A 25,694-nucleotide genomic window follows, 5' to 3' on the forward strand; every position below is an offset into this window, starting at 1 on the left:
GGTGCTGGCACTGGTGCCTCAGCCGGAATGCGGCACGATCGCCACCGGGCACCGGGTGTGGTGCAGGACGGCGTGGGTCACCGGTCCCAGCCGGCCCTCCGGCGCGCGCGGATCGGTGCGGCGGCCCACGACGAGCAGGTCCGCCTCCCGGGAGGCGTTGAGGAGTGCCTGGGCGGGGTGCAGCAGGACGACATCGGTGCGAGCCGTCACCTGCGGAAATGTGGCCCGCACGGCGCGCAGGGCGTCGGACAGCCGGAGAACCTCCTGGTCCTCCCAGGTGGCCCGGTCCTCCTCGGTCACGAACAGCGTCTGCGGCGACACGGCCTCGGCGGGAAGCGCCCACGCCTGGACCACGCGCAGCCGCGCCCCGCGCGCCTCGGCGACCGCGAAGGCGCGGTCCACGACCTCCCTGACCGGACGGTGCGCGTCGAACCCCACCACCATCTCCGGCGAGCGGGCGTCCGCGCGGGTCCTGCCGCCGAACCCGTCGATCTGCTGCCCGGGCACCACCACCACGGGACAAGGAGCCGCCGCGGCCACGCGCAGGGCCACGGATCCGACGGCGAGACCGTCGAAGCCGCCCGAGCCGCGTGCCCCCACCACGAGGAGTCCGGCTCCCTGCGCGGCGGAGAGCAGCGCTGAGGCGGGCGCCTCTCCGGTCTGCTCGCAGTACGCCCGCAGTTGCGGGTAGCGGCCGCCGAGCTCGGCGGCCACGCGCTGGAGTGTCATCTCGCCCAGTCGGTGCAGTGTGTCCCTTGCCCGGGCGGGGACCGCGTCACCCGGAAGCTGTGGGGAGGCGTGCACCAGACGCAGCGGAACAGCGCGCCGCAGAGCTTCCCGGGCGGCCCAGTCGGCCGCGGCGAAGCTGCGCTCCGATCCGTCGACACCCGCCAGCACCGAGCGACTCATCGCGGCCTCCTCAGCCCGCCGTGGGCGTCCGCGGACGCCTTCGGCCCTCTCCCACTGTTCCACGACCAAGGCCGGAGGGCCCGACCTCGTACGGCGAGGTCACCACGGACCGTCCGGTCACCTGGGCCGGCGGGGAGCGTCATCGTCACCTGGCAGGCGGCCGGCCCGGCAGGGCGCCTCGGCGCTCGCGCACCTCACGCGCACGTCAGCCGTGGGGTACCACGGCGACCGGGCACCGGCCGTGATGGATGGAGGCCTGGGCCACCGGGCCCAGATGGGGTGCCAGACCGTGCCGGTGCGCACGCCGACCGACGACCAGGAGTGCGGCGTCGCCGGCGGCCTGTACGAGGACTTTGGACGGGTTCTCCAGGCGGATGCTCTCGGCCACGTCCACCTGCGGGTACTTCTCCTGCCAGGGCCTGAGTGCCGTACGCAGCGCGTCGCGCGCGTCCCGTGTCATCTCCTCGGTGACCTCGTGATCCGCGCCCCAGGGCAGGCGTGCGTGCAACGGCACGCTCCTGCCGTGGACGGCCAGGAGAGGAAGTCCCTGCGCCGCGGCGCTGTGGAACGCGAAGTCCAGCAGGTCCTCGGAGGAGCCGTTCAGCTTCAGGGCCACAACCACACGGTTCGTCGGCGCGGGGGACGTCGCCGCCTCCGGTGCCTCGGCGCGCACCAGCACGACCGGCCGCTCGGCCCGCGCCACGACAGGCATGCTGACATCGCCCAGGAAGTAGCTCTCGACGGCCTCCAGCCCCCGGGAGCCGAGCACGATCATCTCGGACTCCGACGCGGCCTGCAGCAGGGCCTGCTGGGCGTCGTCGGCGACGAGGTTCCCGACGACGGACAGTGCCGGGTGGTGTGCCTGGAGCTCTGCCTGCGCCGTGTGGACGAGACGCTTCGCCCAGTAGTTCTGGTCGACCTCCGAGGGGACGCGGGCCGGTTCCGGCGCCAGCATGGGCCATGCGTGCAGCAGGCGCAGGGGCAGCTTGCGCCTATCGGCCTCGTCGGCGGCCCATCGGGCGGCGGCAAGGCTCTCGGGTGAGCCGTCGAGGCCCACGGTGATGGCCTGTTGCATGGCGGCGGCCTCCGTCTCGTACGAAGTTGGAGATGTGGTGAAGGGCGATGAACGTCTCGGGGGGCGCGGACGTTCTGGACGTCGCCCACGGGACGAGTACGGGTCGGTTCCTTCCTTGAGGAGTACCTCAATCTCCGCCGCGGCGCATGTGGACCGAAGGCGGAGAAGGCGCACGAAAGGGAGGCCGCGGTATTGCGCAGGAGATCCCCCTCGGACACCACACCGACCGGACGGTCCCGATCGTCGACCACCGGTACGGCGGTGACATGGTGCTCCGCCAGCAGCCGGGCGATCTTCGAACCGGTCGTCCGTACGGTCGCCGCGCAGTACGAGAGCCAGCGCCAGGGCGGGGACATCGTCATCGAGGCGCGTGGCAGTGAGGACGGCGTCTCCCAGCGCTGGAACCTGACGGGGGCAGGGGTCGCGCTGTCCTGCTTCACTCTCGTCGTCCACAAGGACATCGATCTCGGCCCCGATGGGTCGGACATCACGAACGCGGACGTGGCCCCTCATCGATGGGTCCTCTTCACGGTGTGCTCTCCCGTCAAAGGGCGGTATCCGCGCGCATGTTGTCCCTGAATCCCGAGGTAGCGTTCCTCGCATGGACTTTCACATCACCGTCGACCGCGCCCAACGCCTCAAGCGACTGCACGCCCAGAACGAGCCGCTCGTGTTGCCGACCGTCTGGGACGTCTGGTCCGCCCGCACGGCAGTGGCCGCCGGGTTCCCCGCGCTGACGATCGGCAGTCATCCCCTCGCGGACTCCCGAGGGGCCGACGACCACGAGGGGCAGACCTTCGAGGAAGTGCTCGCCGCTGTCCGGCCGATCATCGCGGCCGTCGACGTCCCCGTCTCCGTGGACCTGGAGGCCGGCTACGGGCAGAAGCCAGCCGACCTCATCACCGGGCTCATCCAGGTCGGCGGCGTCGGTCTCAACATCGAGGACACCGTGCACTCGGACGGTGGCCGCGTGCGCAGCACGGAAGAGCACGCGCGCTTCATGGCCGACCTTCGCGCAGCCGCTGACGACGCAGGTGTCCCGGTCTGGGTGAACGGGCGCACCGACCTCTTCATGCATGCGCCGGATGCATCCCGCGTCCTCGATGAGGCGATCGAGCGGCTGCGGGCCATGGAAGAGGCCGGCGCCGACAGCGTCTACCCGGTGGGCATTCAGGACAACGACGAGCTGCTCGCCGCCGTGACCGGGGCTGTCAACCTTCCGGTGAACTCCACCGCCCATCCCACCAAGCACGATCTCGAGCGGTTCCGCCGTCTCGGCGTCCGGCGCATCACCTACGGCCCGCTCCTGCAATTCGCCATGGCCGACAGCATGAAGGACATGCTCAAGCCCTGGGCGCCCTGAGGAGCCGACCGAGTGACAGGGCCGCCTGCTGGTGTCCTCGCTGCGGGCAGCCGCTGCCCGCGCATGCCCGATGCCGGTACGCGAGGACCTCGTGCACAAGGGCGGGCGCGTCGCCTGGGCTGAGGGCTGGGCCGAATGCGCGGATCTCCCGCAGTGACGAGGGAACCCACCATTCCCGGCCTCGACAACGGCGCCTAGGGGCTGTCCGGCGGATCATGTGACTGTCGCGTCTCCAGCTCGTTGGCATGGGCATGGGGCGGGGAGATCTGACGACTGATGAGTGGGCGCGACTGAAGCCCCATCTACCCAAGGCCGGGCAGCGCGGCAGGCGTTGGGTGAGCCTCGCAGGGTGATCAACGGGATCCTGTTCCGGGAACGCACCGGGGTTCCCTGGCGGGATCTTCCTGCACGTTTCGGTCCATGGAAGACCATCTACGAGCGGCAGACGCTGGTCGGCGGACGGCACCTGGGACAAGATCTTGGCGGCCGTCCTGGCCGATGCGGACGAGGACGGCCGCATCGACTGGTCGATGGTGAGCGTGGAATCGACCTCGTGCCGCGCCCACCAACACGCCGCCGGAGCGCGCAAGAAGCCCCCACGAGTGCCGGGAAAAGGCGCACGCCCCGGCAGCATCGCCCCGATGAGGGATTGGGACGCTCCCGGGGCGGACTGACCTGCAAGATCCACCTGGCCGGTGAGGGAGGCCCGCGACCGCTCGCGCTTCTGCTCACGCCAGGTCAGTGGGGCGACGCCCCGCAGCTCATCCCGGTCATGGAACGTGTCCGGGTCGCCCGCCAGGACGGCGGCCGCCCCCGCACCAGGCCCGATCACCTCGGCGGCGACAAGGCGTACTCGTCACGCCGGAATCGCCGCTACCTGCGAAGACGCCAAATCAAGCACACCATCCCCGAGCCCAAGGACCAGCGGGCCAACCGCAGGCGTCGCGGCAGCCATGGCGGTCGGCCCACCGGCTTCGACAAGACGATCTAGAAGCGTCGCAACGAGGTCGAGCGAACGATCAACGCTCTCAAGAACTCCCGCGCCGTCGCCACGAGATACGACAAACGGGCCTACATCTTCCACGGCACCGTGACCGTCGCAGCGATCCGACTCTGGCTCCGTCCATGATCCGTCGAGCCAGCCTAGTTATCGAACCAGACCACCAGGCGGACGTTCTCCGCACCGTGCCGCCTGGCAAGCACGGTCATCACCGACCACACGTCACCCCACTCCTCATCACGTACCACCTGGCGTCGGGTGAGGAGCGTCTCGGGCTCGGACGGCCCTCCGAATGATCCCGTACTCTCCCAGTCTGCACCTTCCAATTCGGCCCAGCTGATCCACGACGGGCTGTGCGAGTCCTCCCGTTCCCACTCGAAGGCGCGCGTTGCAGCGCCTGAGGCGTCTCGCGGGAAGCCACGTTGCGCCGCGAGCGGCTCGAAAGACCGTCCTCGGACGCCGAAGAGACAGCCGAAGGCTTCGTAGGACCGGCTGTTATAGACGTGATTCAGGGCCATCGCGGGGTGCCAGCGGAAGAACAACTCGTCGTCATCGGGCTCCGAGCTGTCGATGTAGCTGTTCCTGACCTCGATGAATCCATGGATATCCGTGCCCATGAAGCCGATCATGGCAGGCATGCCAGATCGCTGACCAGGAGATATCGCTGCTGAGGCACGGCTCTCCTGGCGTGCCCAGCCAACTCCACCTTTGATCCGCCGGACAGGCCCTAGGTCTCGATCTCCCCGTACCCGTCGTGATCTTTGCACCACGCGCCGCTCGCTGTACACGGCCTGCTTCGCCGCCCGGTCGGGGGCCTGGCCATCCGCCTCACCAGGGTGTTGGAGACCCGTCCGCCGTCCGGACAGCAAACCCGGTGCGGACAGGGCGTGCGACAGTTCGGTCCCCGGCGTCAGGCGGAGGGCTCCCGCTCGTGGCCGCGTGCGCGCAGCTCCTCGTTGATGCGCTGGGCCTCCTCGAGTTGGTCTTCGAGGATGATGATGCGGCAGGCGGCCTCGATGGGAGTGCCCTGGTCGACGAGCTCGCGAGCCCGGGCGGCGATGCGCAGCTGGTAGCGGGAGTAGCGCCGGTGGCCGCCTTCGGAGCGCAGTGGAGTGATCAGGCGGTGTTCGCCGAGAGCTCGGAGGAAGGCGGGGGTGGTGCCGAGCATCTCGGCGGCCCGGCCCATCGTGTAGGCGGGGTAGTCGTCGTCGTCGAGGTTGTCGATGGCACGCGATGCGGCAGGGGGCATAGACCTCTTCTTCCGGGGACGCGTCGGGGGGCCCGAACGCCGTCCTGGCGTTCGGGCCCCGAGCTTTCAACACCATCTACCGGCGCATTGCGCCGGCCTTCTGTATCCGCAGGGGGTTCCACCCGGGAGGGTGGAGCTGCGGGGATCGCGGATGCGTGACCGGGGACCACCTTCCAATCCGGGGCCTGCGGTACCCGGGCTGACTCGCTCGCCCGGGCGATCCTGATGGCGCTTTCGCTCCTTACCTTCGGTTACTGCTGGTGATGCGGGATGCTCGCGGCCCTCGGGCCGCGCCTTGCTTGACGTGCCTGCGCGGCAGTTCCTGTCTGCCGCGCCCACTTCGACTCCTGGGTACGTGCAACACCATAACTCCGCGACCCACGGATTTCTACTGTCGCCAGGACAGATTTTCTTCCCACTCAGTGCAGGCATTCTGCCGCGAAGAGGAGCGCACCCAGGCCGAGGCCGCCGGGGAGCCGGACGGCGCTCGCCGTCCGTCCGGCTCAGGCGTCGATGATGACGGGAATGATGAGGGGCTTGCGGCGGTGGGTGCGGAACGCCCAGTTCGCCACGGCGCGGGCGATGAGCTGTTCGAGCTGGCGCGCGTCGCCGACGCCTTCCTCCGCCGCGGTGGCCAGCGTCTTCTCGATGACGGGGATCACCGGTTCGAAGGTGGTGTCGTCGTGGACGAAACCGCGGGCCAGGAAGTCGGGAGCCTCGGCGAGCGCGCCGGTGTCCGCGTCGACGATCGCCACCACCGTGACCACGCCTTCCTCTGCGAGGGTGAGGCGGTCCTTGAGGGAGGCTTCGGTGGCACCGCCCACCTCCATGCCGTCCACATAGACGTTGCCGGCGGGGACCTTGCCGGTGACGGACGCGCGCCCGTCCACGAGGTCGACCACGACGCCGTCCTCGGCGATGACGACCCGTTCGGGATCGACGCCCGTACGGATGGCGAGGTCGGCGTTGGCCCGCAGGTGGCGCCATTCGCCGTGCACCGGCATGACGTTGCGGGGCTTGACGATGTTGTAGCAGTAGACGAGTTCGCCGGCGCTCGCGTGCCCGGAGACGTGCACCTTGGCGTTGCCCTTGTGGACCACGTGGGCACCCCACCGGGTGAGTCCGTTGATCACCCGGTAGATGGCGTTCTCGTTGCCGGGGATGAGGGAGCTGGCGAGCAGGACGGTGTCCCCCTTGCCGATGCGGATCATGTGGTCCCGGTTGGCCATCCGTGACAGCGCGGCCATGGGTTCGCCCTGGGAGCCGGTGCACACCAGGGTGACCTTGTGGTCCGGCAGCTTCTCCAGTTCCTTCGTGCTCACGACCAGGCCCGAGGGGACCTTCAGATAGCCCAAGTCACGCGCGATGCCCATGTTGCGGACCATGGACCGGCCGACGAAGGCGACCTTGCGGCCGTACTGATGGGCGGCGTCCAAGACCTGCTGGATGCGGTGCACGTGGCTGGCGAAGCTGGAGACGATGACCCGGCGCGGCGCGGCGCGCATCACCTGTTCGATCGCCGGGTTCAGCTCGCGCTCGGACGTGGTGAAGCCGGGTACTTCGGCGTTCGTGGAGTCGGTGAGGAACAGATCCACGCCCTCCTCTCCGAGGCGGGCGAAGGCGCGCAGATCGGTGATGCGGTCGTCGAGGGGGAACTGGTCCATCTTGAAGTCGCCGGTGTGCAGCACCATCCCGGCCCGCGTGCGGATCGCGACCGCGAGGCTGTCGGGGATGGAGTGGTTGACCGCCACGAACTCGCAGTCGAAGGGCCCGAAGGCGCGCCGGTCGCCCTCCCGCACCCGCACCGGGCGCGGCCGGATCCCGTGTTCCTTGAGCTTGGCCTCCAGGAACGCCAGCGTCAGCTTGGAGCCGACGACAGGGATGTCCGACCGCTCACGCAGCAGGTACGGAACACCACCGATGTGGTCCTCGTGGCCATGGGTGAGGATCACGGCCACGACGTCGTCCAGGCGGTCCCGGATCGAGGTGAAGTCCGGCAGGATCACGTCCACGCCGGGCTGGGTCTCCTCGGGGAAGAGCACGCCGCAGTCGACGATGAGCAGCTTCCCGGCGTGCTCGAAGACGGTCATGTTGCGGCCGATCTCACCCAGGCCGCCCAGGGCGATGACACGCAGCCCTCCTTCAGGCAGGGCAGGGGCGGCCTTCAGTTCAGGGTGCGGATGACTCATACCCTGACGGTACCCGCAGTGCCGGGCAGGATGATCCATTGCCCCTGTGATCTCTTCCGTCCGACGGCGAGAGGCGATGCGCCCCCTGGCCCGTCGAGCGCCACCGCGCGGAGCCGTCCGCGCGGCTCACCCGGTCGCGGCACCGCTGCACCCCCCAGGCGGCCCGGTGCATAGAATCCGGTTCCATGCCGAAGCCTGACGAGCTGCTCGTTGCCATAGCCGCCCTCGTGGAGACCGGCCGGAGCAATCAGATGTCCCTGACCGCGATCACCAGTGGTGCCGTCATCACCGGTCGGCTGGCCCCGGAAGCCATGTGGAGGCAGAGGGTGTCCGAGGTGCTGACGGATTCCGCCGACCTGGGCGCGTTCTCCGCGGTCTTCGACACCCCCACGGCGAAGGACGGACCGCCCACACATCTGCATTTCCACGTCGCCCGGATCCTGCAGGGAACGGTAGGGATCCCGGAGACGGGCGGGATGTACCGCGTCGCGATCGAGGACGTCAGTGCCTGGACCGTGGGCGACTTCAGCTACTCCGACCACTGACACACGACCCGCTGCGGACGGTGGGGGCCCGTCGGCAAACGCCGGCGGGCCCCCACCGTTCGGTTCTGCTCGCACTGGCTGGACGGGGGCAGGGCGCTGCAGTAGGTCGAGGCCGGGGTCAGGAGAGGTAGTCCTCCACCTGCGAGGCCGGGCGCACGTGCGCGTCCGCGGGGTCCTGCCCGGCCGCGGTCCGGGCGCGGCGCTGGCGCAACAGGTCCCAGCACTGGTCGAGTGCAGTCTCCAGCTGGGCCAGTCGCTCGTGTTCGGTCGGCTGGTCGATGGTGTTCTCCGCCAGGCGGTCCCGCAGGTCCTTCTCCTGGCTGATCATCTCTTGGATACGGCCGAGGATCTGCTTCTCGGTGTCCGCTTCGGAGTTCGGCATGGAATCACTCCCTCAGGACGGGGTGCACGGCTGTGGCCGCGCAGCCGAAGAGCTGTGGATCAGTCGGTCCAGGCGTTGAAGAGCATGTTCAGGCCCTCCGCCATGGTGGGGTGAGCGATGATCGAGTCCCTGAGCAGCGTGTACGGGGCGCCTGTCAGCATGGCCGTCTGGACGACCGTCAGGACCTCGGACGCGTCCGGGCCGATCAGTGCCACCCCCAGAATGCGTTCGCCGGCCCGGTCCACGACGGCCTTCCAGACGCCGCGCGTGTCCCGGAGCGTGCGTGCACGCGGAATGGCCGCGACCGGCATACGGGCGATCCGTACGTCGTATCCGGCGGCCCGGGCCTCGGTCTCGGTCATGCCGACCCGGGCCAGTTCGGGTGTGGTGAAGAGGTTCCACGGCACCAGCCGCTCGGACGTGCGCCTGTCCCCGCCGGCGATGTTCGCCTTGACGATCCGGTAGTCGTCGAGGGAGACGTGCGTGAACTGCGGGCTGCCCGCCACGTCGCCGACCGCCCAGGTGTGCGGGGCCGTGGCCGCCAACCGGTCGTCGACCTCCACGAAGCCACGCGCGTCCGTCCGGACGCCGGCGGCGTCGAGGTCGAGGTCCCTCGTCACCGGTTCCCGGCCGACGGCCACCAGCACGTCCGTGCCGGTGACCTCGCCCAGGTCGCCGAGGTCCACCGTGACACCGGCCGGGCCGCGTGAGACTCCGATGGGCTTGACGCCCGTACGCAGCTCCACGCCGGCCTCGACGAGGAATCCGGTCAGCGCCTCCGATACGTCGGGGTCCTCCCGGGGCAGCACACGGTCACCACGGTGCAGCACCGTGACCCTGCTACCGAACGCGGCGAACATGTGGGCGAACTCCAGCCCGACATAGCCACCGCCGATGACGATCAGGTGTTCCGGAAGCCGATCCAGGTGGAGAAGCGTCTCGCTCGTCAGGGGTTCGGCCTCGGCGAGCCCGGGGAGGTCGGGGATGGCGGGTGTCGTACCAGTGTTGATCACCACGTCCTTGCCGCGCAGGAACCGGCTGCCTCCGTCGTTCAGCTGGACCCGCACCGTGCGCTCGCCCGTGAATCGGGCGGTCCCCAGGATGAAGTCCATACCGCTTTCGATGAACTGGCGGTGGTTGAGGTCGACCATCCCGTCGACCACGCCCTCCTTGTGCGCACGCAGGAGAGCCAGGTCGGCCGCGGCCTCGCCGGTGCGGACGCCCACCTGTTCCGCACGGCTCAGGCTGTCGAGGAGTCTGGCGCTGGTGACCAGGCTCTTGGTCGGAATGCACGCCACGTTGATGCAGGTGCCGCCGATCATGCCCTGCTCCACCATGGCCACTCGGCCGCCTCCGCGGGCGATGTCCATGGCGAGGGTCTTGCCGCCCTTGCCACCCCCCACGACGAGGAGATCGACCTCTTCCACGCCCGTGTCCGCCTGTGCCATGCCCCGCTCCTTCACCGCGAATGCCGTCACCGCGAATGCCGTCCCCCCATCCTCATCCGCGTATCCGTCGGACGCATCCGGCATCGGCATCACCGGCCGGATGTGTCTGGATCTGTCACCAGCGGTGTCGGCTCCGGACCGAGCGGTGGGGCCCCTACGGGTGTGTGTCCGTGATCGCGATGACCTGGTCGAGGCGGTCCCTGGCGGCCTCCAGTTCGTCGATCTTGGCCTGGATGCGTTCGCGCTCGACGCGCAGCATGGCTCGCTGATCGGCGTCGGTGTGCCCGGCTTCCCAGCACGGAAGCAGTTCGGTGATCCTGCGGCTGGTGAGACCGGCGGCGTACATCTGCTGGAAGAACCGGACCATGGCGATGGCGTCCTGCCGGTACAGCCGCTGGCCGGACGGGCTGCGCTCCGGGGTGAGCAGCCCCTGCTGCTCGTAGTAGCGCACGGCGCGCACCGAGACGCCTGCGCCCCGTGCCACCTCACCGATGCGGATCAAGCGCTCGGTCGAGTCCGGTGTGACGGACAAAGGTGACTCCTCTCTCCCTGGCGCCGACGGTCCGGGCTTGCCTCTGACGTCAGCGTCAGGTTTTAGCGTACTGGACATGGACATCAAGAACTCCGTCGCCCTTGTCACCGGAGCGAACCGTGGCCTGGGCCGCGCTTTCGCCCAGCGTCTGCTGGAGCGGGGCGCTCACAAGGTCTACGCGACAGCCCGCCGCCCGGAGACCGTGGACCTGCCCGGCGTCGAGGTGCTGCCCCTCGACATCACCGACCCCGCGTCCGTCAGGGCCGCCGCCGAGACGGCCCAGGACGTCTCGCTGCTCATCAACAATGCGGGCATCAGTACGGGGACGGACCTGGTGACCGGTTCGCTGGACACGCTGCGCCATGAACTGGAGACCAACATGTTCGGCCACCTGGAGATGATCCGGCACTTCGCGCCGACGCTGGCCGGGAACGGCGGGGGCGCCGTCGTCAACGTCCTCTCCGCCATGTCGTGGTTCGGCGGCAAGGGCGCGAACGCCTACCACCTGACCAAGGCCGCCGCGTGGGCCATGACCAACGGTGTCCGCCTGGAGCTGGCCGATCAGGGAACGCTCGTCACGGCCGTGCACCTGGGCCTGGCCGACACCGACATGGCCGCCGGCTGGCCCGTGGCCAAGATCGCTCCGTCCGACCTGGCCGACGCCGCTCTCGACGGTGTCGAAGCCGGGTCCGCGGAGGTCCTCGCCGATCAGTGGAGCCGGGATGTGAAGTCCCGTCTGCCTATGGCGCCGGAGGAGTTCGACGCAGCCATGGGCCGCGCTCTGGCGGCGCTGGTGGCGGGCTGATCTCCGCCGCCCTCAGGACACCTCCGCAGGGTCCGGAAGGTCGGTCACGGGCGCTGCGGAGCGGCGCCCGTGGTCGGCCGACGACTGCGGCCGCGGCGGTGCCCAGGGGCGGGGTGGAGAACGTCGACGCCGGTGTCCGGCTCAGCTTTCGCCGTCGTCGGGTGCTCGTTCGTCGGCCGGCTGACGTTCTCTCCCGCCCGGGTGGCGCTGCCGCCAGATCAAGAAGACCGCGGTGGACACCACCGCCCAGCCCGCCAGCACCAGGAACGGGAAGGCGTGCTGGTGCCCGGAGAAGTACACCGCCGTGTGCTGGGCGTTGACCGAGGCTCCGGGCGGCAGCCACCGTCCGACGGCGCCCAGCACAGACGGCAGCAGCGGCCACGAGACCGCGCCGCCCGACGACGGGTTGCCCAGCACGACCATCACGCCCCAGGTGGGGATCATCGCCCACCGGCCCATCAGCGTGTTGAACATGGTGAAGGTCATGCCGCTGGTGAACATGGTCAGCGCCAGGATCAGCCACGACTCCGCGAACGGCAGCGCGAGCGCCCCGAGCAACCAGTCCACGGCCGCCGCGATCGCGAAACCGCCCAGCAGCGCATAGGTGGCCGTGAAAGCGATCCGTTCCGCCGGCGTGAGCGCCGGGGCATGGACGCTGAGCTGGATCGCGCCGACGAAGCCGATGATCACCGCGGCGAGCGAGATGTAGAAGATCGCGAGGCCGCGGGGATCGCCCTTCTGCAGCGGATTGACGTCCCGGACGGTCACCGATACGCCGGTCTCCCGCCCGACCTCGGGCGCCGCCTGCCGCAACAGTTCCGCGACCGAGGCGCCCGAAGCCGACGTCACGTCCAGCACGACGTGCCGACCGCCGTCCCGCAGCTCGAAGATCGCGAAGACACGTTGATCCTCGACGGCCTCCAGTGCCGCCTTCCGCGAGTCGTACTCGTGTGTGGTCACCGAGGAGTTGAGCGCCTTGCCCAGGCCCGCCAGATACTCCTCGCCCCGCTGAGCCTCGAACGACCCGATGACGGCCGTCGGAAGCCGGTGCGGGGTCGGATTCGCCATGGCGTACGTGTACGACCAGGCGAACAGACCGGCCGCCACAGACACGATGAACACCAGCACAATCGCCGGCCACTGCGGCCTCCCGCGAAGACGGGCCCAGTGGCCCTCGGGCCCTTCCCGATCGTCCTGCACGCCGCCCGTCCCTCATCCTTGAAGCCCGGCTCCATCCTCACGCGTCACACACGGCGATCCAGTCACCAACACCCGCCGTGGCCGGGTGAAAACCACGCACGGGTGGCCTGGTCGCCGCCCGGATCAGAGGCCGGGCAGGGGAAGACGGGCCGGGAAGGCATGCAGGTTCCGTCGAGGACGGCGCGGCTGAGGGGGCGCCCTTGAACCGAGATCAGCGCCTGGCACTGGACACGGTCGGCTGGACGCCGCTGCGGCCTCTGCGGGAGACATGACGTCTCTCGAGCGTCCAGTCCGCCGACGCGTCCCGCCGGCCGGTGGCTGTCCCCGCCCGTGTCGTTTCCGTCCAAGACGTCGGCCCTGAAGCCGCCTAACCTGACGTCAGAAGCGCTGCCCGTGATGAGGAGACGCAGATGCGCAAGCTGGTCTACACCGGATTCATGTCGCTCGACGGCGTGCTGGACTCGCCCGGTGGTCCCGAGGAAGGGCACCGCAGCGGCGGCTGGGTCGTGAAGGACCTGGAGTTCGTCCCGGAGGCCTGGTCGCTGAAGGGTGAGGAGCTTGCCGACACGACGGCGCTGATGTTCGGCCGTCGCAGCTACGAGGCGTTCGCACCGATCTGGCCCGCCTCCGAGGACCACGCCTCCTACAAGGAGCTGCCCAAGTACGTCGTGTCGAGCACGCTGTCGGAAGACGCCCTCGTCGAGGGCTGGGGGTCCCAGACCGTCCTGCGCACGACGGAGGATGTGGCCAAGCTCAAGGAGGGCGACGGCGGCTCCATCTACATCCACGGCAGCGCCGAACTCGCGCGGCGGCTGTCGGAGGCCGGCCTGATCGACCAGTACAACCTGCTCGTCTTCCCGGTCCTCCTCGGCGCCGGCAAGAGCCTGTTCCACCGGGCCGACCAGGACAAGCAGATGCTGTCCCTGCGGGAGTCGGAGAGCTACTCCAACGGCATCCTGAAGCTGGTCTACGACGTCCGACGCTGACCCAGGTCGAGTGCGATCGGGCCGCCCGCGCCGTCGCGCAGTTGTCCGGCGGTGCGACCCACGTACGCGCGCAGGGCACGGGCGAGGTGCGGCTCGTCGAAGTAGTCGAGCTTGGCGACGACGTCGACTGCCGTGGCACCGGCCGCCAGCAGCTCCGCCGCCGTACGGGCCCGTTCGATCTGCCGTACCGCTCCCCGTGTCAGTCCCGTGGCTGCCCGGAAGCGGCGCTCGACGGTACGGCCGGACACGTCCGGTTCGTGGCCGCGCAGCACCTCGGCCACGAGCGGGTCGCGCACCACGATCCCGGCTTCGACCAGTCGGTCGACCAAGGCCTCGGCGTCGTCGGCGCCGGGTGTCTGCCAGCGGGCACCGTCCAGTCGGAACGTCCGGCGGGTCGTGTCCGGGAGTTCCGCGCCCCCATCGACCAGTCGCGGTGTGGGCAGGGCTCGCAGCGAGGTACCGACGGCGAACTCGATGCCGGTGAACGCGGCGCCTTCCGGGACGGGTGCCGTGCTCGTCCGGGTCTCCGGGCCGGTGACCGCCGCGTAGTGCCGGCCGTCCTGCTCCCAGAACACCAGGCCCCAGCGCACACCGGCGACGGACGTCATCGTCGTGACCTGCTCGCTGGTGCAGGTCCACACACTGTCGACCCACGGTGAGTCCGACTGCCGTATCCCGAAGCGCAGCTCCACCCCCGCAGGATACGGCTGGCGGGCCGCAGGCACCGGCCGTCAGCGGAACCCGGGCCGACCCGGTCCTCTTCAGACGCGGGCGAGCTCCGCCGCGCCGAAGGAGACGTCGAAGCGGTCGCACCAGATGCTGACGCTGGTGTAGCGGGCGGGGTCGACGTCGTCGGGGAGGACGTAGTTCTGGCTTCCCTTGTTGCCCTTGAGCCTGCCCAGGCTGACGTACTCGCCGTCGTCGAAGACGCGCCAGCCGGCCGTACCCTCCTTCACGGGTGCGTCGGTCAGCCACACCCGAAGGTCCGGCCCATTGCTGGTGTCCAGGTTCTCCAGCCGCACGACGCGGGAGACGGAATCCTTACGGCGCCGGCCGGGCCCATTCCCCGGGGGGCGGGAACCGCGGGTCGGCCTGGCAGACTGTTCACCACCTGGGGGGGGAGATCGTCATGCCGGACGAACTGAACGTCCACCGCGTACTCGGCGACCAGCCGTTCGCCGAGATCGGTCGGCCGGTGTGGGCGGTGACGGACTCGCCTCACCGTTGCGTCGTCGTCGCCGGTGACCTCGGGCACGTCATGTGGCGCGGTACCGGCCAGTGGTTCGGTCACCGGATCGGTGTGTACGAGGCCGGCACCCTGCGTCCTCGCCACGTCGTCGCCTCCCGCCACCCCGTATGTGCCGTAGAACCCCACCCCGAGCTGCCGCTCGTCGCCGTCGGTACGGGGCGCTACGACGGCTCGTGGGACTTCGAGGGAGAGCTGCTCCTGCTGCACCTGGAGACCGGCCGCGTCACCAACCTGCTGAGCAAGAGCCGCCAAGTACGCCATCTGCGATGGCTGGAGGACGGCAGGCTCGCGATGCTGCTGTCCCCCGAGGACAAGGACGGCGGCTTCCGCAAGGGTTTCGAGCTCGCCGTCGCCGCGGACGACTGGCTGTCCGCTCCGTCCGGTCTGATCGACCCCGACCGCGCACGCCATCCCATGGTCGAGAGCGGACTTCTGCACGATCCGCGGGTGGAGGACACGCTCGCTCGTCTCACGCAGGGACGTTGGCGGCGGCGCGCGGAGGTGCGGGACCTCGCGGTGCTCGCGGACGGCCGGGTGCTCGCCACCGGCCGGCACACGGACCTCGAGTGCTGGGATCCGTCGGGCGGGCTGACATGGGCGCTCCCCGCTGCCGGGGAGGGCAGCGTCCGTGTCGAGGCGGCCCCGGACGGCGGGTCGGCGTGGGTGACCTACCGGGGCTACCAGCGCGACGAGGTGACGGGCCGGCAGGCCGACCGCGGCACCACCGTCCGGCGGATAGCGACGGCGGACGGCCGTGTGGTGGACCTCGTGGACATGCCGTCTGCCCCGGCACCGTCCGCCACACGCGAGGGCTGGCTCGCCCTGTGCCCGCGAGGCCGCACGGCACACGCGGCACGCCTGCTCGCCCCCGCACACCAGGAAGTGGCACGCCTCGCCCTGGCACCCAACCACTCCAACTCCCCGGCTCTGCGGGTCAGACACAGCACCCGTCTGCTGTACGTGGACGGTCCCGGCCCGGACGGCGACGCGCCGTGGATCAACGTGATCGAGCCTCCCGGCGAGCAGGGTCAGGCCGTCCTGCGCGCCCTGTTCCCCTTGCACTGGGACCCGGCGTCGACGCTCCAGCCCTGGTGCGGGCCCGCCGTCGAACTGACGGACGCCCTCGTCCACGCGGGCCGGTCGTATCGACGGGGCGCCACCTACGCCGAGGCTCGCGAGGGCACGTACGTCGTGAGCCGGGGGCTGCCGGACGGGGCGGCACGCTGGGTGTACGAGACGGACAAGCCGCTCGCGGACCTCGACGGCGACGAGCAAAGGGTCTACGTCGCCTTCCTCACCGGTGAGGTGGAGATCCTGGACTCGGCGACCGGCGAGGTGCGCGCCCGGCACACCCTGAGCGTTCACGGCCACCCGGTCACACCGATGTCCGTGGCGTACCGGTCGGATCAGCGGCGCTTGGTGGTCGGGACGGTGGACGGGCGGATCCTGGACTGTTCGGTCCCGGAGTGACCGGAGCGGTTCAGGTGACGCCCTGCTCTCAGACGAACGCGCTCTCTCCGGTGATCGCCTTGCCGACGATCAGGGTGTTCATCTCCCTGGTGCCCTCGAAGGAGTAGATCGCCTCCGCGTCGGCGAAGAAGCGTGCGACGTCGTAGTCCAGGACGATGCCGTTGCCTCCGAAGATCTCCCGTGCCCAGGCCACGACCTCCCGCATACGAGCGGTGACGTGGGCCTTCGCCAGTGAGGAGTGCTCGTCGCGGAACACACCGGAGTCCTGCAGCCGGGCCAGTTGCAGGAGCATGCCCCAGCTCGACGTGATGTTGCCCAGGCTCTTCACCAGCAGGTCCTGGACGAGCTGGAAGCCCGCGACCGGCCGGCCGAACTGCTGGCGTTCGGTGGCGTAGCGCAGTGCCAGTTCGTAGGCGCCGATCATCACGCCGAGCGCCTGCCAGGCGACGCCGCTGCGGGTGGCACGCAGGATCTCGGCCACGTCGCGGAAGGACGAGATGTTCTGCAGCCGGTCGGCCTCCGGTACGCGGACGTCCTCCAGGGTGATGTCCGCGTTCTCGACCATGCGCAGCGAGGTCTTGTTCTCGATCCTCTCCGCCGTGAAGCCCGGGGTGTCCTTGCCGACGACGAAGCCCTTGACCTGGTCGTCCTCGACGTCGCGTGCATAGACCACCACGAGGTCGGCGAAGGTCGCGTTGCCTATCCAGCGCTTGGCGCCGCTGAGCACCCACGTGTCGCCGTCGCGCCGGGCCGTGGTGCCCATGCCGGCCGCGATGTCGGAACCGTCGAGCGGCTCGGTGAGCGCGAACGCGCCGATGGTGTCCATCCTGGCCATCCCGGGCAGCCAGCGGTCACGCTGGGCCTGGTCGCCGCCGGCCTGCACGGAGTACATCGCGAGCCCGTTGTGGACTCCGAAGAAGGTGGCGACCGAGGCGTCGACCCGGCTCATCTCCATCGCCATCATTCCGGTCAGCAGGTGGCTGGCGGCGGGCGCGTGGTCGTCGCCGTACCCCTCGTACGGCAGTCCGACCAGCCCGCTGTCCCGGAATCTGCCGATCAGTTCCCTGGGGAAGACGCCCTCCGCCCAGTGCTCGGCCACCAGCGGCGCCACCTGGTCCCGCATGAACTCGCGCGTCCTGAGCAGGGTCTTGCGCTCCTCCGGCGGCAGGGCGCCTTCGAAGTCGTAGAAGTCGGCGGCGTTCTGGGCATCCGTATGCGTCGTCATGGAGGGCGTCTTCCACGCTTCCGCCGCGTGATGCGCGTGATGCGCGTGATGGCATCGCCGGCGCCCGCCGCAGCGGTTGTCGAGGCGTAGCAGCGGGACGTCTGGGGCGTGAGGCGTGTCGCGCCAGGGCGTGATTCCGGGTGGCTGACGGTCTCTCGGAAGCCGACCTCAGGTCGCGCGCCGGCGCAGGGTCACTGAGGGGGCCGGGAACGACGGGGGTCGGAGCTGTAGGCGTCCCAGTCGGCGCGCCCGCCCGCGCCCATCACCCCGATGTCGACGGCGAGCTCCTCGGCGGTCGATCGTCGCAGCTCGCGACGGGCCACGCGGGTGACCACGGCGGGAAACAGCGGCCGCAGGGGCTGGCACCACCGCAGCCAGGGCGGAGCGTAGATCTGGAGGGCCCGGCGGTGGACTCCGGCGGTGAGCCACCCGGCGACCTGGTCGGGGCTGTGCACGCGGCGGGCGAACCACGGCTGGTGGCTCCGCAGGGCCCGCAGGACCGGGTGATCGTCCAGTCCGCTGATCATGTCGGTGCCGGTCCAGTGCACGTAGGCGATGCCTACGGTGACGCCGTCGGGCTCGACCTCGCCGCGCAGGGCCCGGGCGAAGGACTCCGCACCGGCCTTGGAGGCGCAGTAGGCGCTCATCATGGGTGCCGAGCCGAAAGCGGCGGTCGAGGCGATCTGCAGGAAGTATCCGTGTGTGCGGGCCAGCTGCGGCAGGAAGGCGCGGGCGGTGTTGGCCGCGCCGATGAGGTTGACGTCGATGACACGCCGCCACAGGTCGGCGTCCGTCTGCCGGAACGGGCCGCCCGCCGCCACGCCCGCGTTCGCGACGACCACGGACGCGTCTCCCAGCTCCCGCGCGACCTGCTCCGCCGCGCGGTCGAGTGCGTCCTGGTCGGTGACGTCGGCCTCGACACACAGGGTCGGGCCGGGAAGTACCGCCGCCGTCTGGTGGAGGGACCGCTCCTCGCGTCCCAGTAGTGCGACGTGCATACCGACGCCGGACAATTGCCGAGCCAGGGCCGAGCCGATGCCGCGGGCGGCCCCGGTGATGACCGCGACCCGCCCTCGCAGAGGGTCGTGGACGGCCTCGTCGTGCATACGGTTCTCGCTCTCCACTGCTGCGACATGACGGCGCATTCTGCGTGTGCCCTCCCTGGCACCGGGGCGGCTGAAACCCCGGCCGGCGTCCTCTCATCCCTTCGGGCCCCTTCAGCGGCGTCAGCCTCCGGCCGCCGAGGGCCCGTGACGTATTCGCCGAGCGGGGAGACCACGGATGCACGTGTGCGCACGCCGAGCATCGGCGTCCGGCGATGATCACGGGTCGGACGCCTCGCGCCCGGCAGAGGTCACCCGGGGTCGGGGCGGCGCGGTGTGCGGGTGTACTCTGCCGCGACGACCCCAACCCCCGTACGAGGACCGACTGATGAGCCGAGCACTGGTGAACGGCGCCATGCTCCGTTACGACGACACCGGCCCGTCGACGGGGCTGCCGGTCCTCCTGATCCACGGGCACCCCTTCAACCGCACCCTGTGGGCTCCGCAGAGCGAGCGGCTGGCCGCGGCCGGCTACCGCGTCATCACCCCGGACCTGCGGGGATACGGCGACAGCGACATCACTCCGGGAAGGGTGTACCTGTCCGACTTCGCGGACGACCTCGTCGGCCTCCTGGACTCCCTCGGCATCGAGCAGGCAGTCGTCGGCGGTGTCTCCATGGGCGGCCAGATCGCCATGGAAGTACACCGCCGCCACGCCCGCCGCGTAGGCGCTCTCGTCCTCTCGGACACCTCGGCGCCCGCCGAGACCGCCGACGGCAAGGCGTTCCGCAACCGCCTGGCCGACCGGTTGCTCGCCGAGGGCATGGCCGGCTACGCGGACGAGGTCATCGACAAGATGCTGGCCGCGTACAACGTCACCGCTCTGCCGGACGTGGCCGCGCGCGTGCTGGCGATGATGCGTGCCACCGATCCCCGCGGTGCCGCGGCCGCCCTGCGCGGCCGGGCCGAACGGCCCGACTACCGGGAGACGCTCGCCGGTGTGCGGTGCCCGGTGCTGATCGTCGCCGGTGCCGACGACGTCTTCACCCCGGTGTCCGACGCCGAAGCCATCAGGCACCTGGTGCCGCACGCCGTCCTGTGCGTCATCGACGGCGCCGGGCACCTTCCGGGCGCCGAGCGGCCGGAACGCTTCAACGAGGCCCTGCTGCGGTTCCTGCGGACACACGCCGCCAACCTGGCCTGACACCGGACCACCACCGTCACATGTCCCCCGGCAGAGAGCGCACGCTCAACGGCAGCTGGATCTTCGAAGCGAACCTGCGGCCCTTCTGCGAAGCGGTCGCGGAGTTCTCCGGATATTCGTTCGGCGACTCGGACTGGCTGGCCGTCGAAACCGCTCTGCCCGGGACGGACGTCGACCAGGACACCTGGTACGACTACCCGCTGCACGGCCCCGTGCCCGTGACGCTGCACATCGCCGCCGACCCGGGCTCCTCCGTGGTCGTCGTCGACGTCACGGGCCTGACCGAGGACAGCGTACGAACTCAGATCGAAGCGGCGCTGTTCATCTTCGCGACGTGGCACCTCACCTGACAACGACCCGCTTTCCCCGAGTGTGTGCATCGGCGGACGCCCCTCTTGCTCCACAGGCCGCGCTGTGGCTGACTGACAGCGCCGCTCAGGCGGCCCCGGGCAGTGTCAGTCCCAGTCGGATCTGGCTGTCCGCGGTGGCCACGACGGAGGCGGCGGCGTCGCGGGGATTCCAGCCGAGCACCGACCGGGCCTTGTCGTTGCTGATCAGAGGCATCCTGCCCCCGAGGACCGCGGCGTCCCGCAGGGCCGGCTCGGTCTTCGCGGCCTCGCGGACCTCCTCGATCGTCAGCTCCCTGGAGGGCAGCAGATCGGCCGCGGCGGGGAAGTGCTCACGCAGGATCCGCGCCATGCCGAAGAGGCTGACCGCGGGCCCTCCGACCGCGATGAACCGCTCGCCGGCCGCGGCGGGGTGCCGCATGGCCCGCAGGTGCAGGTCCACGACGTCCCGTACGTCGACGACACCGAAGTACATGATCGGCACCACCGGCATCCGCCCGGTCAGCATGGCCTCGACGAGGCCGACCGACGCGTTCGGCCGGTCGCCCAGCTGAGGTCCGAAGATTCCGGTCGGATTGACGACCGCCAGTTCGATGTCCGTATGGGTGCGGACGTAGTCCCAGGCGGCGCGCTCGGCCAGCACCTTCGACCTGTGGTAGGCGGGCAGGCCCTCGGTGTCCGGGTCGGTCCAGTCGTCCTCCGTGTAACGGTCGTCGGGTGTGAGCGTGTAGCCGACCGCGGCGTAGGACGACGTCATCACGACCCGCGGCACCCCGGCTCCACGGGCCGCGGCGAGGACCCGCAGGGTGCCGTCGCGGGCAGGGAGGATGACGTCCTCCTCCCTCTCGGGCGGGGTGAACGGGAAGGGTGACGCGTGGTGAAGTACGTGGCGGACGCCGTCCATGGCGTCGGCCCAGCCGTGGTCGGCGGCGAGGTCCGCGACGGCGAACTCCAACCGGTCCCCGGGATCGACGCCGGCCTGCCGCAGCGTCGCCCGGACCTCGGCCTCCTGGCCGGGCTCGCGGACCGTCACCCGGGTGCGGTGGCCCTCGTGGATCAGCCGGGCGACGGAGTGGCTGCCCAGGAACCCGGTACCGCCGGTGACGAGGACGGTCCCCCGGTCCGAGGGGGAACGGACGAAATCTTCTGTGCTCAAGGTGTTCAACGTGTTCAACGTGTTCAACGTGGTCAGTCCTTCGGTGTGATGTCGTGCATGACGCGCGTGACGTCCTCGACCGCCCGCTCCTCGGCTTCGGCGTCCCCACGGAGCCGCGCGTCCCACAGGTCGGCCTTGCGACGGAGGTAGGTCAGGCGCAGCCGCAACTGCTCGATGTCGGCGGCGAGCTTGTCCGCCTGTGCGGCGAACAGGTCCCGCTGGCCGGCTGCCGCGGAGTCTCCCTGCGCGAGCAGGTCCAGATAGCGGCGCATCCCGTTCACCGTCATGCCCGACGAACGCAGACAGGCCAGCGCCACGACGCGTTCCGCGGTCGCCGGCTCGTAGCGGCGGTGCCCGCTGGACGCGTCCCGGGCGACCTCTCCCAGGAGGCCGATCCTCTCGTAGTAGCGCAGCGTGGGTTCGCTGAAGCCCGAGCGCCTGGCCATCTCCTGAATGGTCAGGTCCCCGGTCTCTTCTCTGGTCGCTCTCGCCATGCCGACAGCCTCCGATACCTCAAGCGCTTGAAGTCAAGCTCGCGCTTCGCCGGCCCGGTCGCCATCGGTCACGACCGTGAGGAGTGGTGCCCGGGCACCTCAGGGGGTCAGCCGTCGCGCGAACGGCTGCCTGGGCTGACGGCCGCCGCACGCTTGCGGCTATGTTCGAGGGAGGGAGCCAGGGGCATCACCGAGGCGCCGCTGGACGCTTCCCTCCACAGCGGTGGCGGGAGAAGGGAATGCCTCGATGAACCACCAGAAGGTGCGCGACCAGATGAGCGACGCCGTCGTCCGTGTCCAGGCCGGTACGCCGTTCAAGGAGATCGCCCACCTGCTCCAGGAGTACGACATCACCGCCGTTCCCGTCGTGGACGAAGAGAATCGGCCCCTGGGCGTGGTGTCGGAGGCCGACCTTCTCCAGAAGATGCGGGGCGAGCCGGGTGACGGCGAGGGCTGGGCCGACGCCTCCGCGGGTCCGGCCAAGGCCCGGGCCACCGACGCGGCGGGGCTGATGACGTCGCCCGCCCTGTGCGCACGGGAGGACTGGAGCGTGGTCGACGCCGCCCGGATGATGGCGCGGCACGGCGTGAAGCGGCTTCTGGTCGTCGACGCCGACGGCCGCCTGATCGGTGTGGTGAGCAGGAGCGACCTGCTGCGGGTGTACCTGCGGACGGATCAGGCGATCCGCAGGGAGATCGTCGAGGAGGTCCTCGTCAAGGCCCTGGGCGAGTCCCCTTCCGAAGTGCAGGTGGACGTCACCCACGGCCATGTCGTGCTCAGTGGGCGCCTGTCGTCCCGGACGGCCGTCCCCGTGCTGGAGGACATGTGCCGCGAGGTCGACGGGGTGGTGGCCGTGGAGTTCAGGCCGCCGCCCGCAGCGGGCCCCGACGACCCGCCGGGGCCCTCGTCCGGCTCCGTGTGAGCGGTGAACGGGGCCCCGTCTCACCGGGTGTCTCCCCCCGAGGGGAATCAGGCGTCGGCGAGGAGCGGGTCGTACGGGCTGTTCGTGCGGCGGCCCGACATGAAGGCGAGGAAGTCGCCCACGAAGGCGCTGCGCCCGTAGGTGCCGTCGGTGGTGGTGAGGTCGCGGTGGAAGGCGGTGCGGAAGAGGGTCCGGTACTCCTGCGCGTCGATGGTCCCGTTGCCGTCCTTGTCGGTGGCGTCGAAGAGCACCTCGGCGACCCGGATGAGCGCGGGGCCGGCGAGCGAGGGGACGGCGGCGGCGTACTCCTCCGCGCTGACGCGGCCGTCGCCGTCCGTGTCGAGGGCGGCCTGGAGTTCGCGCCACCAGGCGGCGAAGGCGTCGTAGAGCCGGGTCTCCTCGGGTTCGTCCAGGTCGAGGCGGGTGGCCAGCTCTCGTGCCATGGCCGCGAGGTCGGGCCAGTCGAGGTGGCCGTCGCCGGTCTGGTCCAGTACCTGGCGGAAGAACTCCTCCGCCGAGCGTCGGCTCTCTCCCGAGGGGCCCGGCGCCGGGTCGGGGGCGGTGTCGGCGCCGAGCGGGGCGAGGAGGCGGAGCAGGGCCGACGCCTGCTTGATACGGGCGTGCAGCGCGGTCACGGTCCTGGCGCGGGGATCGTCGCTCTCGGGCGAGAGGGACAGGACCTCGATGATCGTCTCGGCGTCGAACCAGCCGGCGGGCAGGAAGCGGGTGAGCCCGGCCGCGAGGTAGGCGCCCTGCATGAGGGTCGGGGCACCGGGCATCTCCGGCAGCCCGGCCTTGCGCCGGTAGGGCTCGGGGAGCGAGGCGACGGTGATCGCGCCGAGGAGCGGACCGACGACGGCCCGACCGGCCGCCCACAGCGTCGGCGCGCCGCCGAGCAGCGCCGGTGCGGGCAGGTGGTCGAAGAGCCGGTACAGGATGACGCGGGCGGCCTCAGTGTTCTCCAGCTCCTCTTCGACGACCCTGTCGAAGTACGGCCAGAAGTCGTTCAGGTCCTCGGGGAGCTCCCCGGCGTCGCCGTCGAGCGCGGCGAGGTACGCCCGGTACTCGGCGTACATGCGCTCCATGGTGTCCTGGTCGAGCGGCTGGCCGCTCAGCCGGCACATGGTGACGGCGCTCTCGAAGAGAGTGGCGACGACCCAGGCGCGGGTCGCGCGGTCCATTGCGTCGTAGGGCCGGCCGCGGGAGTCGGAACCGCTCATCCGGGCGTGCAGCCTGTTGAGCCGTGCGGCCTCCCGTTCGCGTACCGCCGGGTCGGCGTCGAACATGCGGCGCATGCTGAGGAAGGTGTTGCGCAGCCGGCGCCACGGGTGGGCGACGAACGTGGAGTTGTCGGCGAGGGCGGCGCCGATCTGCGGGTGGGCGGCCTCCAGCACGGTGGCGCGGATCATGGCCGGTGCCCAGCGTGGGTCGTCGAAGAAGTCGCGGAACTGGGATTCCGGGCCGAACAGGGGTGCCTCATCGGCCGTTGTGGTGGTTCCAGTCGTCATGACGGGTCTCCGTTCGTCTGGGATGGCACGCCGCCGAAGCGGCGGTCACGGCGCTGGTACGTCTGCAGGCAGGCGAGGAAGTCGGGGGCCCGGAAGTCGGGCCAGAGCGCCTCGGGGAAGACCCACTCGGCGTAGGCGACCTGCCAGAGCATGAAGTTGGAGATGCGCTGCTCGCCGGAGGTGCGGATCACGAGGTCCACGTCGGGGGTGTCGGGGAAGGGAAGGTGGTCCGCGAAGAGGTGCTCGGTCACCTCGTCGGCGGGTGTCCCCCGGCGGATCAGGGACCTGGCGGCCTCGACGATGTCCCGGCGGCCGCCGTGGTCGAAGGCGACGGTCAGCGTCATCCCCTGGTTGTCGGCGGTCAGCGTCGCCAGATCGTCGAAGTCCTGGGCCAGTTCACGGGGGATGCGCGGGTCCGCGACCCCGAGGAAGCGGCAGCGGATGCCACGGGCGAGCAGCAGGGGCGCGTGCTTGCGCACGACCCGGCGGACCAGGCGCATCAGGTAGTCGACCTCGGTGCCGGGACGGTTCCAGTTCTCGGTGGAGAACGCGTACAGGCTGAGCCACTCGACGCCGGCCGTCCGGGCCGCCTCGATGATGTCGATGACGGTGGTCTCCGCGGCCCGGTGGCCGGCCGTCCGGGGAAGCGAACGCCGCTGCGCCCAGCGGCCGTTGCCGTCCATCACGCAGGCCACGTGCCGCGGTACCGGACGGGGCGGGCCCTCGTCCCGCCGCTGCTCGCCGCGCTCGGTCACACCCACCCCGTATCACCCCTGCGTACGCCCCCACCGGCGCGCTTCCTCCCACGAGTCTGACGGCACGGAGGGATCTTGCCGGGCCGAACGAGGGGGGCGTCACCCCTGACTCATGTGCGCGAATCCGTGCGGCATCGGCCGTTTTCGCCTGAAACTCCGACGGCGCGTTGCGCCCGGCCACGTACAGTTCAGGTCAGGTCAGGCCCGGCTGCTGGATGCTGTCGCCGCGGTTGTTGATCGCGAGGTAGGTGCCGATGCGCCGGAAGTCGTTGATCACTCCGAACATGCTCTTGTCCGACGGGACGAGTGCCCGCAGCGGTGAGTCGGCCGGCAACCGGGCGAGCAGCGCCTGCTTGTAGGCGTTGAAGACCTTCGCCGTGTAGCCGGGCTCCGTCGCCGCGTTCATCCGGTGGTCGTTGGTCACCGCGATCGAGGCGAGGTCCATCAGGTAGCAGTCGATCAGGTCGGTGACGTCCCTGGCCTGCGCGCCGTCCGCCCCGGCGGCCGCGTCCTGCTCCAGGATGGCGGCCATCCCCACGACGATGTCGCGGTAGACGCGGTGGCGGGTGCTGCTGGGGAACGCGGCCATGATGTGGTCGGCCTGGCCGGCGCCCTCGGTGCTCATCGTGCGCGGTGTC

At 70.4% G+C, this 25,694-nt stretch carries 25 protein-coding genes and 3 pseudogenes; 9 read left to right on the forward strand and 19 right to left on the reverse strand.

Annotation, left to right across the window (positions count from 1 at the left end):
• Window positions 1–18: 18 nt before the first annotated feature.
• The 3 genes and pseudogenes from ADL34_RS09995 to ADL34_RS37210 all read right to left on the reverse strand — a co-directional run.
• The gene (locus ADL34_RS09995) at window positions 19–909 is read right to left on the reverse strand and encodes a universal stress protein (RefSeq protein ID WP_062672768.1); all 891 of its coding nucleotides are present in this window, start codon (window positions 907–909) and stop codon (window positions 19–21) included.
• 205 nt (window positions 910–1,114) lie between these two features.
• Window positions 1,115–1,984, reverse strand: a complete 870-nt coding sequence (locus ADL34_RS10000) for a universal stress protein (RefSeq protein ID WP_062672766.1) — start codon at window positions 1,982–1,984, stop codon at window positions 1,115–1,117.
• A gap of 185 nt (window positions 1,985–2,169) precedes the next feature.
• Window positions 2,170–2,340 (reverse strand): annotated as a pseudogene (locus ADL34_RS37210) (CBS domain-containing protein); the annotation flags it as partial.
• 245 nt (window positions 2,341–2,585) lie between these two features.
• Here ADL34_RS37210 and ADL34_RS10010 point away from each other — a divergent pair.
• Window positions 2,586–3,347, forward strand: coding sequence for an isocitrate lyase/PEP mutase family protein (locus tag ADL34_RS10010; protein ID WP_062672762.1), 762 nt, complete (start codon window positions 2,586–2,588; stop codon window positions 3,345–3,347).
• Between the two features lie 251 nt (window positions 3,348–3,598).
• Window positions 3,599–4,476 (forward strand): annotated as a pseudogene (locus tag ADL34_RS34705) (IS5 family transposase).
• A 14-nt stretch (window positions 4,477–4,490) separates the two neighbouring features.
• On the opposite strand, the gene ADL34_RS10020 reads toward ADL34_RS34705, so the two are convergent.
• The 3 genes from ADL34_RS10020 to ADL34_RS10030 form a co-directional block, all read right to left on the reverse strand.
• Complete coding sequence (locus ADL34_RS10020) at window positions 4,491–4,985, reverse strand: hypothetical protein (protein ID WP_062672761.1); 495 nt, start codon at window positions 4,983–4,985, stop codon at window positions 4,491–4,493.
• Window positions 4,986–5,257: 272 nt separating this feature from the next.
• A complete protein-coding gene (locus ADL34_RS10025; RefSeq protein ID WP_062672759.1) occupies window positions 5,258–5,596 on the reverse strand; it encodes a MerR family transcriptional regulator in 339 nt (112 codons plus the stop codon).
• Between the two features lie 503 nt (window positions 5,597–6,099).
• Window positions 6,100–7,785: a ribonuclease J gene (locus tag ADL34_RS10030; RefSeq protein WP_062672757.1), complete on the reverse strand. Its 1,686-nt coding sequence runs from the start codon at window positions 7,783–7,785 to the stop codon at window positions 6,100–6,102.
• Between the two features lie 185 nt (window positions 7,786–7,970).
• Here ADL34_RS10030 and ADL34_RS10035 point away from each other — a divergent pair, with 185 nt between their 5' ends.
• Window positions 7,971–8,330, forward strand: a complete 360-nt coding sequence (locus ADL34_RS10035) for a hypothetical protein (protein ID WP_062672755.1) — start codon at window positions 7,971–7,973, stop codon at window positions 8,328–8,330.
• Between the two features lie 118 nt (window positions 8,331–8,448).
• Here the strand turns inward: ADL34_RS10035 and ADL34_RS10040 are convergent, their stop codons facing one another.
• From ADL34_RS10040 to ADL34_RS10050, 3 genes are all read right to left on the reverse strand, one after another.
• Window positions 8,449–8,712 carry a DUF2630 family protein gene (locus ADL34_RS10040; RefSeq protein WP_062672754.1) on the reverse strand — a complete coding sequence of 88 codons (264 nt, stop codon included), beginning with the start codon at window positions 8,710–8,712 and terminating at the stop codon, window positions 8,449–8,451.
• A 59-nt stretch (window positions 8,713–8,771) separates the two neighbouring features.
• Complete coding sequence (locus tag ADL34_RS10045; RefSeq protein ID WP_062672751.1) at window positions 8,772–10,160, reverse strand: dihydrolipoyl dehydrogenase family protein; 1,389 nt, start codon at window positions 10,158–10,160, stop codon at window positions 8,772–8,774.
• A 154-nt stretch (window positions 10,161–10,314) separates the two neighbouring features.
• On the reverse strand, window positions 10,315–10,692 hold the full coding sequence (locus ADL34_RS10050; protein ID WP_062672749.1) for a MerR family transcriptional regulator: 378 nt from the start codon (window positions 10,690–10,692) through the stop codon (window positions 10,315–10,317).
• A gap of 76 nt (window positions 10,693–10,768) precedes the next feature.
• Here ADL34_RS10050 and ADL34_RS10055 point away from each other — a divergent pair, with 76 nt between their 5' ends.
• Window positions 10,769–11,497, forward strand: a complete 729-nt coding sequence (locus tag ADL34_RS10055; RefSeq protein WP_062672747.1) for an SDR family oxidoreductase — start codon at window positions 10,769–10,771, stop codon at window positions 11,495–11,497.
• A gap of 141 nt (window positions 11,498–11,638) precedes the next feature.
• Here the strand turns inward: ADL34_RS10055 and ADL34_RS10060 are convergent, their stop codons facing one another.
• A complete protein-coding gene (locus ADL34_RS10060; RefSeq protein WP_062672745.1) occupies window positions 11,639–12,697 on the reverse strand; it encodes a hypothetical protein in 1,059 nt (352 codons plus the stop codon).
• A 410-nt stretch (window positions 12,698–13,107) separates the two neighbouring features.
• Here ADL34_RS10060 and ADL34_RS10065 point away from each other — a divergent pair, with 410 nt between their 5' ends.
• The gene (locus ADL34_RS10065) at window positions 13,108–13,683 is read left to right on the forward strand and encodes a dihydrofolate reductase family protein (protein ID WP_062672742.1); all 576 of its coding nucleotides are present in this window, start codon (window positions 13,108–13,110) and stop codon (window positions 13,681–13,683) included.
• On the opposite strand, the gene ADL34_RS10070 is transcribed toward ADL34_RS10065, so the two are convergent.
• Entirely contained in the window at window positions 13,665–14,375 is a 711-nt protein-coding gene (locus ADL34_RS10070; RefSeq protein WP_062672740.1) for a helix-turn-helix domain-containing protein, read from the reverse strand. The genes ADL34_RS10065 and ADL34_RS10070 overlap by 19 nt on opposite strands.
• A 69-nt stretch (window positions 14,376–14,444) precedes the next feature.
• Window positions 14,445–14,714, reverse strand: a pseudogene (locus ADL34_RS10075) (DM13 domain-containing protein); the annotation flags it as partial.
• A gap of 98 nt (window positions 14,715–14,812) precedes the next feature.
• On the opposite strand from ADL34_RS10075, the gene ADL34_RS10080 reads away from it, so the two are divergent.
• On the forward strand, window positions 14,813–16,402 hold the full coding sequence (locus ADL34_RS10080) for a hypothetical protein (protein WP_062672738.1): 1,590 nt from the start codon (window positions 14,813–14,815) through the stop codon (window positions 16,400–16,402).
• A 28-nt stretch (window positions 16,403–16,430) separates the two neighbouring features.
• Here ADL34_RS10080 and ADL34_RS10085 read toward each other — a convergent pair whose 3' ends face one another.
• Entirely contained in the window at window positions 16,431–17,627 is a 1,197-nt protein-coding gene (locus ADL34_RS10085; RefSeq protein ID WP_062672736.1) for an acyl-CoA dehydrogenase family protein, read from the reverse strand.
• 191 nt (window positions 17,628–17,818) lie between these two features.
• Window positions 17,819–18,733 carry an SDR family oxidoreductase gene (locus ADL34_RS10090; RefSeq protein WP_062672862.1) on the reverse strand — a complete coding sequence of 305 codons (915 nt, stop codon included), beginning with the start codon at window positions 18,731–18,733 and terminating at the stop codon, window positions 17,819–17,821.
• A 325-nt stretch (window positions 18,734–19,058) separates the two neighbouring features.
• Here ADL34_RS10090 and ADL34_RS10095 point away from each other — a divergent pair, with 325 nt between their 5' ends.
• Window positions 19,059–19,874, forward strand: coding sequence for an alpha/beta fold hydrolase (locus ADL34_RS10095; protein ID WP_062672734.1), 816 nt, complete (start codon window positions 19,059–19,061; stop codon window positions 19,872–19,874).
• A 20-nt stretch (window positions 19,875–19,894) separates the two neighbouring features.
• Window positions 19,895–20,224, forward strand: a complete 330-nt coding sequence (locus ADL34_RS10100) for a hypothetical protein (protein ID WP_062672731.1) — start codon at window positions 19,895–19,897, stop codon at window positions 20,222–20,224.
• 85 nt (window positions 20,225–20,309) lie between these two features.
• On the opposite strand, the gene ADL34_RS10105 is transcribed toward ADL34_RS10100, so the two are convergent.
• Window positions 20,310–21,377 carry an SDR family oxidoreductase gene (locus ADL34_RS10105; protein ID WP_062672860.1) on the reverse strand — a complete coding sequence of 356 codons (1,068 nt, stop codon included), beginning with the start codon at window positions 21,375–21,377 and terminating at the stop codon, window positions 20,310–20,312.
• Window positions 21,378–21,409: 32 nt separating this feature from the next.
• Complete coding sequence (locus ADL34_RS10110; protein WP_234374977.1) at window positions 21,410–21,823, reverse strand: MerR family transcriptional regulator; 414 nt, start codon at window positions 21,821–21,823, stop codon at window positions 21,410–21,412.
• A 295-nt stretch (window positions 21,824–22,118) separates the two neighbouring features.
• On the opposite strand from ADL34_RS10110, the gene ADL34_RS10115 reads away from it, so the two are divergent.
• Window positions 22,119–22,793, forward strand: a complete 675-nt coding sequence (locus tag ADL34_RS10115; RefSeq protein WP_062672727.1) for a CBS domain-containing protein — start codon at window positions 22,119–22,121, stop codon at window positions 22,791–22,793.
• A gap of 47 nt (window positions 22,794–22,840) precedes the next feature.
• Here the strand turns inward: ADL34_RS10115 and ADL34_RS10120 are convergent, their stop codons facing one another.
• The 3 genes from ADL34_RS10120 to ADL34_RS10130 all read right to left on the reverse strand — a co-directional run.
• Entirely contained in the window at window positions 22,841–24,301 is a 1,461-nt protein-coding gene (locus tag ADL34_RS10120) for an oxygenase MpaB family protein (RefSeq protein ID WP_062672725.1), read from the reverse strand.
• Complete coding sequence (gene uppS, locus ADL34_RS10125) at window positions 24,298–25,056, reverse strand: polyprenyl diphosphate synthase (RefSeq protein ID WP_107115737.1); 759 nt, start codon at window positions 25,054–25,056, stop codon at window positions 24,298–24,300. Before uppS ends, ADL34_RS10120 begins: the two co-directional genes overlap by 4 nt.
• A 193-nt stretch (window positions 25,057–25,249) precedes the next feature.
• The coding region (locus tag ADL34_RS10130; RefSeq protein ID WP_234374978.1) for a hypothetical protein at window positions 25,250–25,694 on the reverse strand (445 nt) is incomplete at its 5' end.

This window comes from Streptomyces sp. NRRL WC-3605 (assembly GCF_001509795.1).
GTDB classification, from domain to species: domain Bacteria; phylum Actinomycetota; class Actinomycetes; order Streptomycetales; family Streptomycetaceae; genus Streptomyces; species Streptomyces viridochromogenes.

Coding starts and splice junctions, on each gene's coding strand:
- ADL34_RS09995 (WP_062672768.1), bottom strand. CDS start 909: ATGAGTCGCTCGGTGCTGGCGGGTGTCGACGGATCGGAGCGCAGCTTC.
- ADL34_RS10000 (WP_062672766.1), bottom strand. CDS start 1,984: ATGCAACAGGCCATCACCGTGGGCCTCGACGGCTCACCCGAGAGCCTT.
- ADL34_RS10010 (WP_062672762.1), top strand. CDS start 2,586: ATGGACTTTCACATCACCGTCGACCGCGCCCAACGCCTCAAGCGACTG.
- ADL34_RS10020 (WP_062672761.1), bottom strand. CDS start 4,985: ATGCCTGCCATGATCGGCTTCATGGGCACGGATATCCATGGATTCATC.
- ADL34_RS10025 (WP_062672759.1), bottom strand. CDS start 5,596: ATGCCCCCTGCCGCATCGCGTGCCATCGACAACCTCGACGACGACGAC.
- ADL34_RS10030 (WP_062672757.1), bottom strand. CDS start 7,785: ATGAGTCATCCGCACCCTGAACTGAAGGCCGCCCCTGCCCTGCCTGAA.
- ADL34_RS10035 (WP_062672755.1), top strand. CDS start 7,971: ATGCCGAAGCCTGACGAGCTGCTCGTTGCCATAGCCGCCCTCGTGGAG.
- ADL34_RS10040 (WP_062672754.1), bottom strand. CDS start 8,712: ATGCCGAACTCCGAAGCGGACACCGAGAAGCAGATCCTCGGCCGTATC.
- ADL34_RS10045 (WP_062672751.1), bottom strand. CDS start 10,160: ATGGCACAGGCGGACACGGGCGTGGAAGAGGTCGATCTCCTCGTCGTG.
- ADL34_RS10055 (WP_062672747.1), top strand. CDS start 10,769: ATGGACATCAAGAACTCCGTCGCCCTTGTCACCGGAGCGAACCGTGGC.
- ADL34_RS10065 (WP_062672742.1), top strand. CDS start 13,108: ATGCGCAAGCTGGTCTACACCGGATTCATGTCGCTCGACGGCGTGCTG.
- ADL34_RS10080 (WP_062672738.1), top strand. CDS start 14,813: ATGCCGGACGAACTGAACGTCCACCGCGTACTCGGCGACCAGCCGTTC.
- ADL34_RS10085 (WP_062672736.1), bottom strand. CDS start 17,627: ATGACGACGCATACGGATGCCCAGAACGCCGCCGACTTCTACGACTTC.
- ADL34_RS10090 (WP_062672862.1), bottom strand. CDS start 18,733: ATGCACGACGAGGCCGTCCACGACCCTCTGCGAGGGCGGGTCGCGGTC.
- ADL34_RS10095 (WP_062672734.1), top strand. CDS start 19,059: ATGAGCCGAGCACTGGTGAACGGCGCCATGCTCCGTTACGACGACACC.
- ADL34_RS10100 (WP_062672731.1), top strand. CDS start 19,895: ATGTCCCCCGGCAGAGAGCGCACGCTCAACGGCAGCTGGATCTTCGAA.
- ADL34_RS10110 (WP_234374977.1), bottom strand. CDS start 21,823: ATGGCCAGGCGCTCGGGCTTCAGCGAACCCACGCTGCGCTACTACGAG.
- ADL34_RS10115 (WP_062672727.1), top strand. CDS start 22,119: ATGAACCACCAGAAGGTGCGCGACCAGATGAGCGACGCCGTCGTCCGT.
- ADL34_RS10120 (WP_062672725.1), bottom strand. CDS start 24,301: ATGACGACTGGAACCACCACAACGGCCGATGAGGCACCCCTGTTCGGC.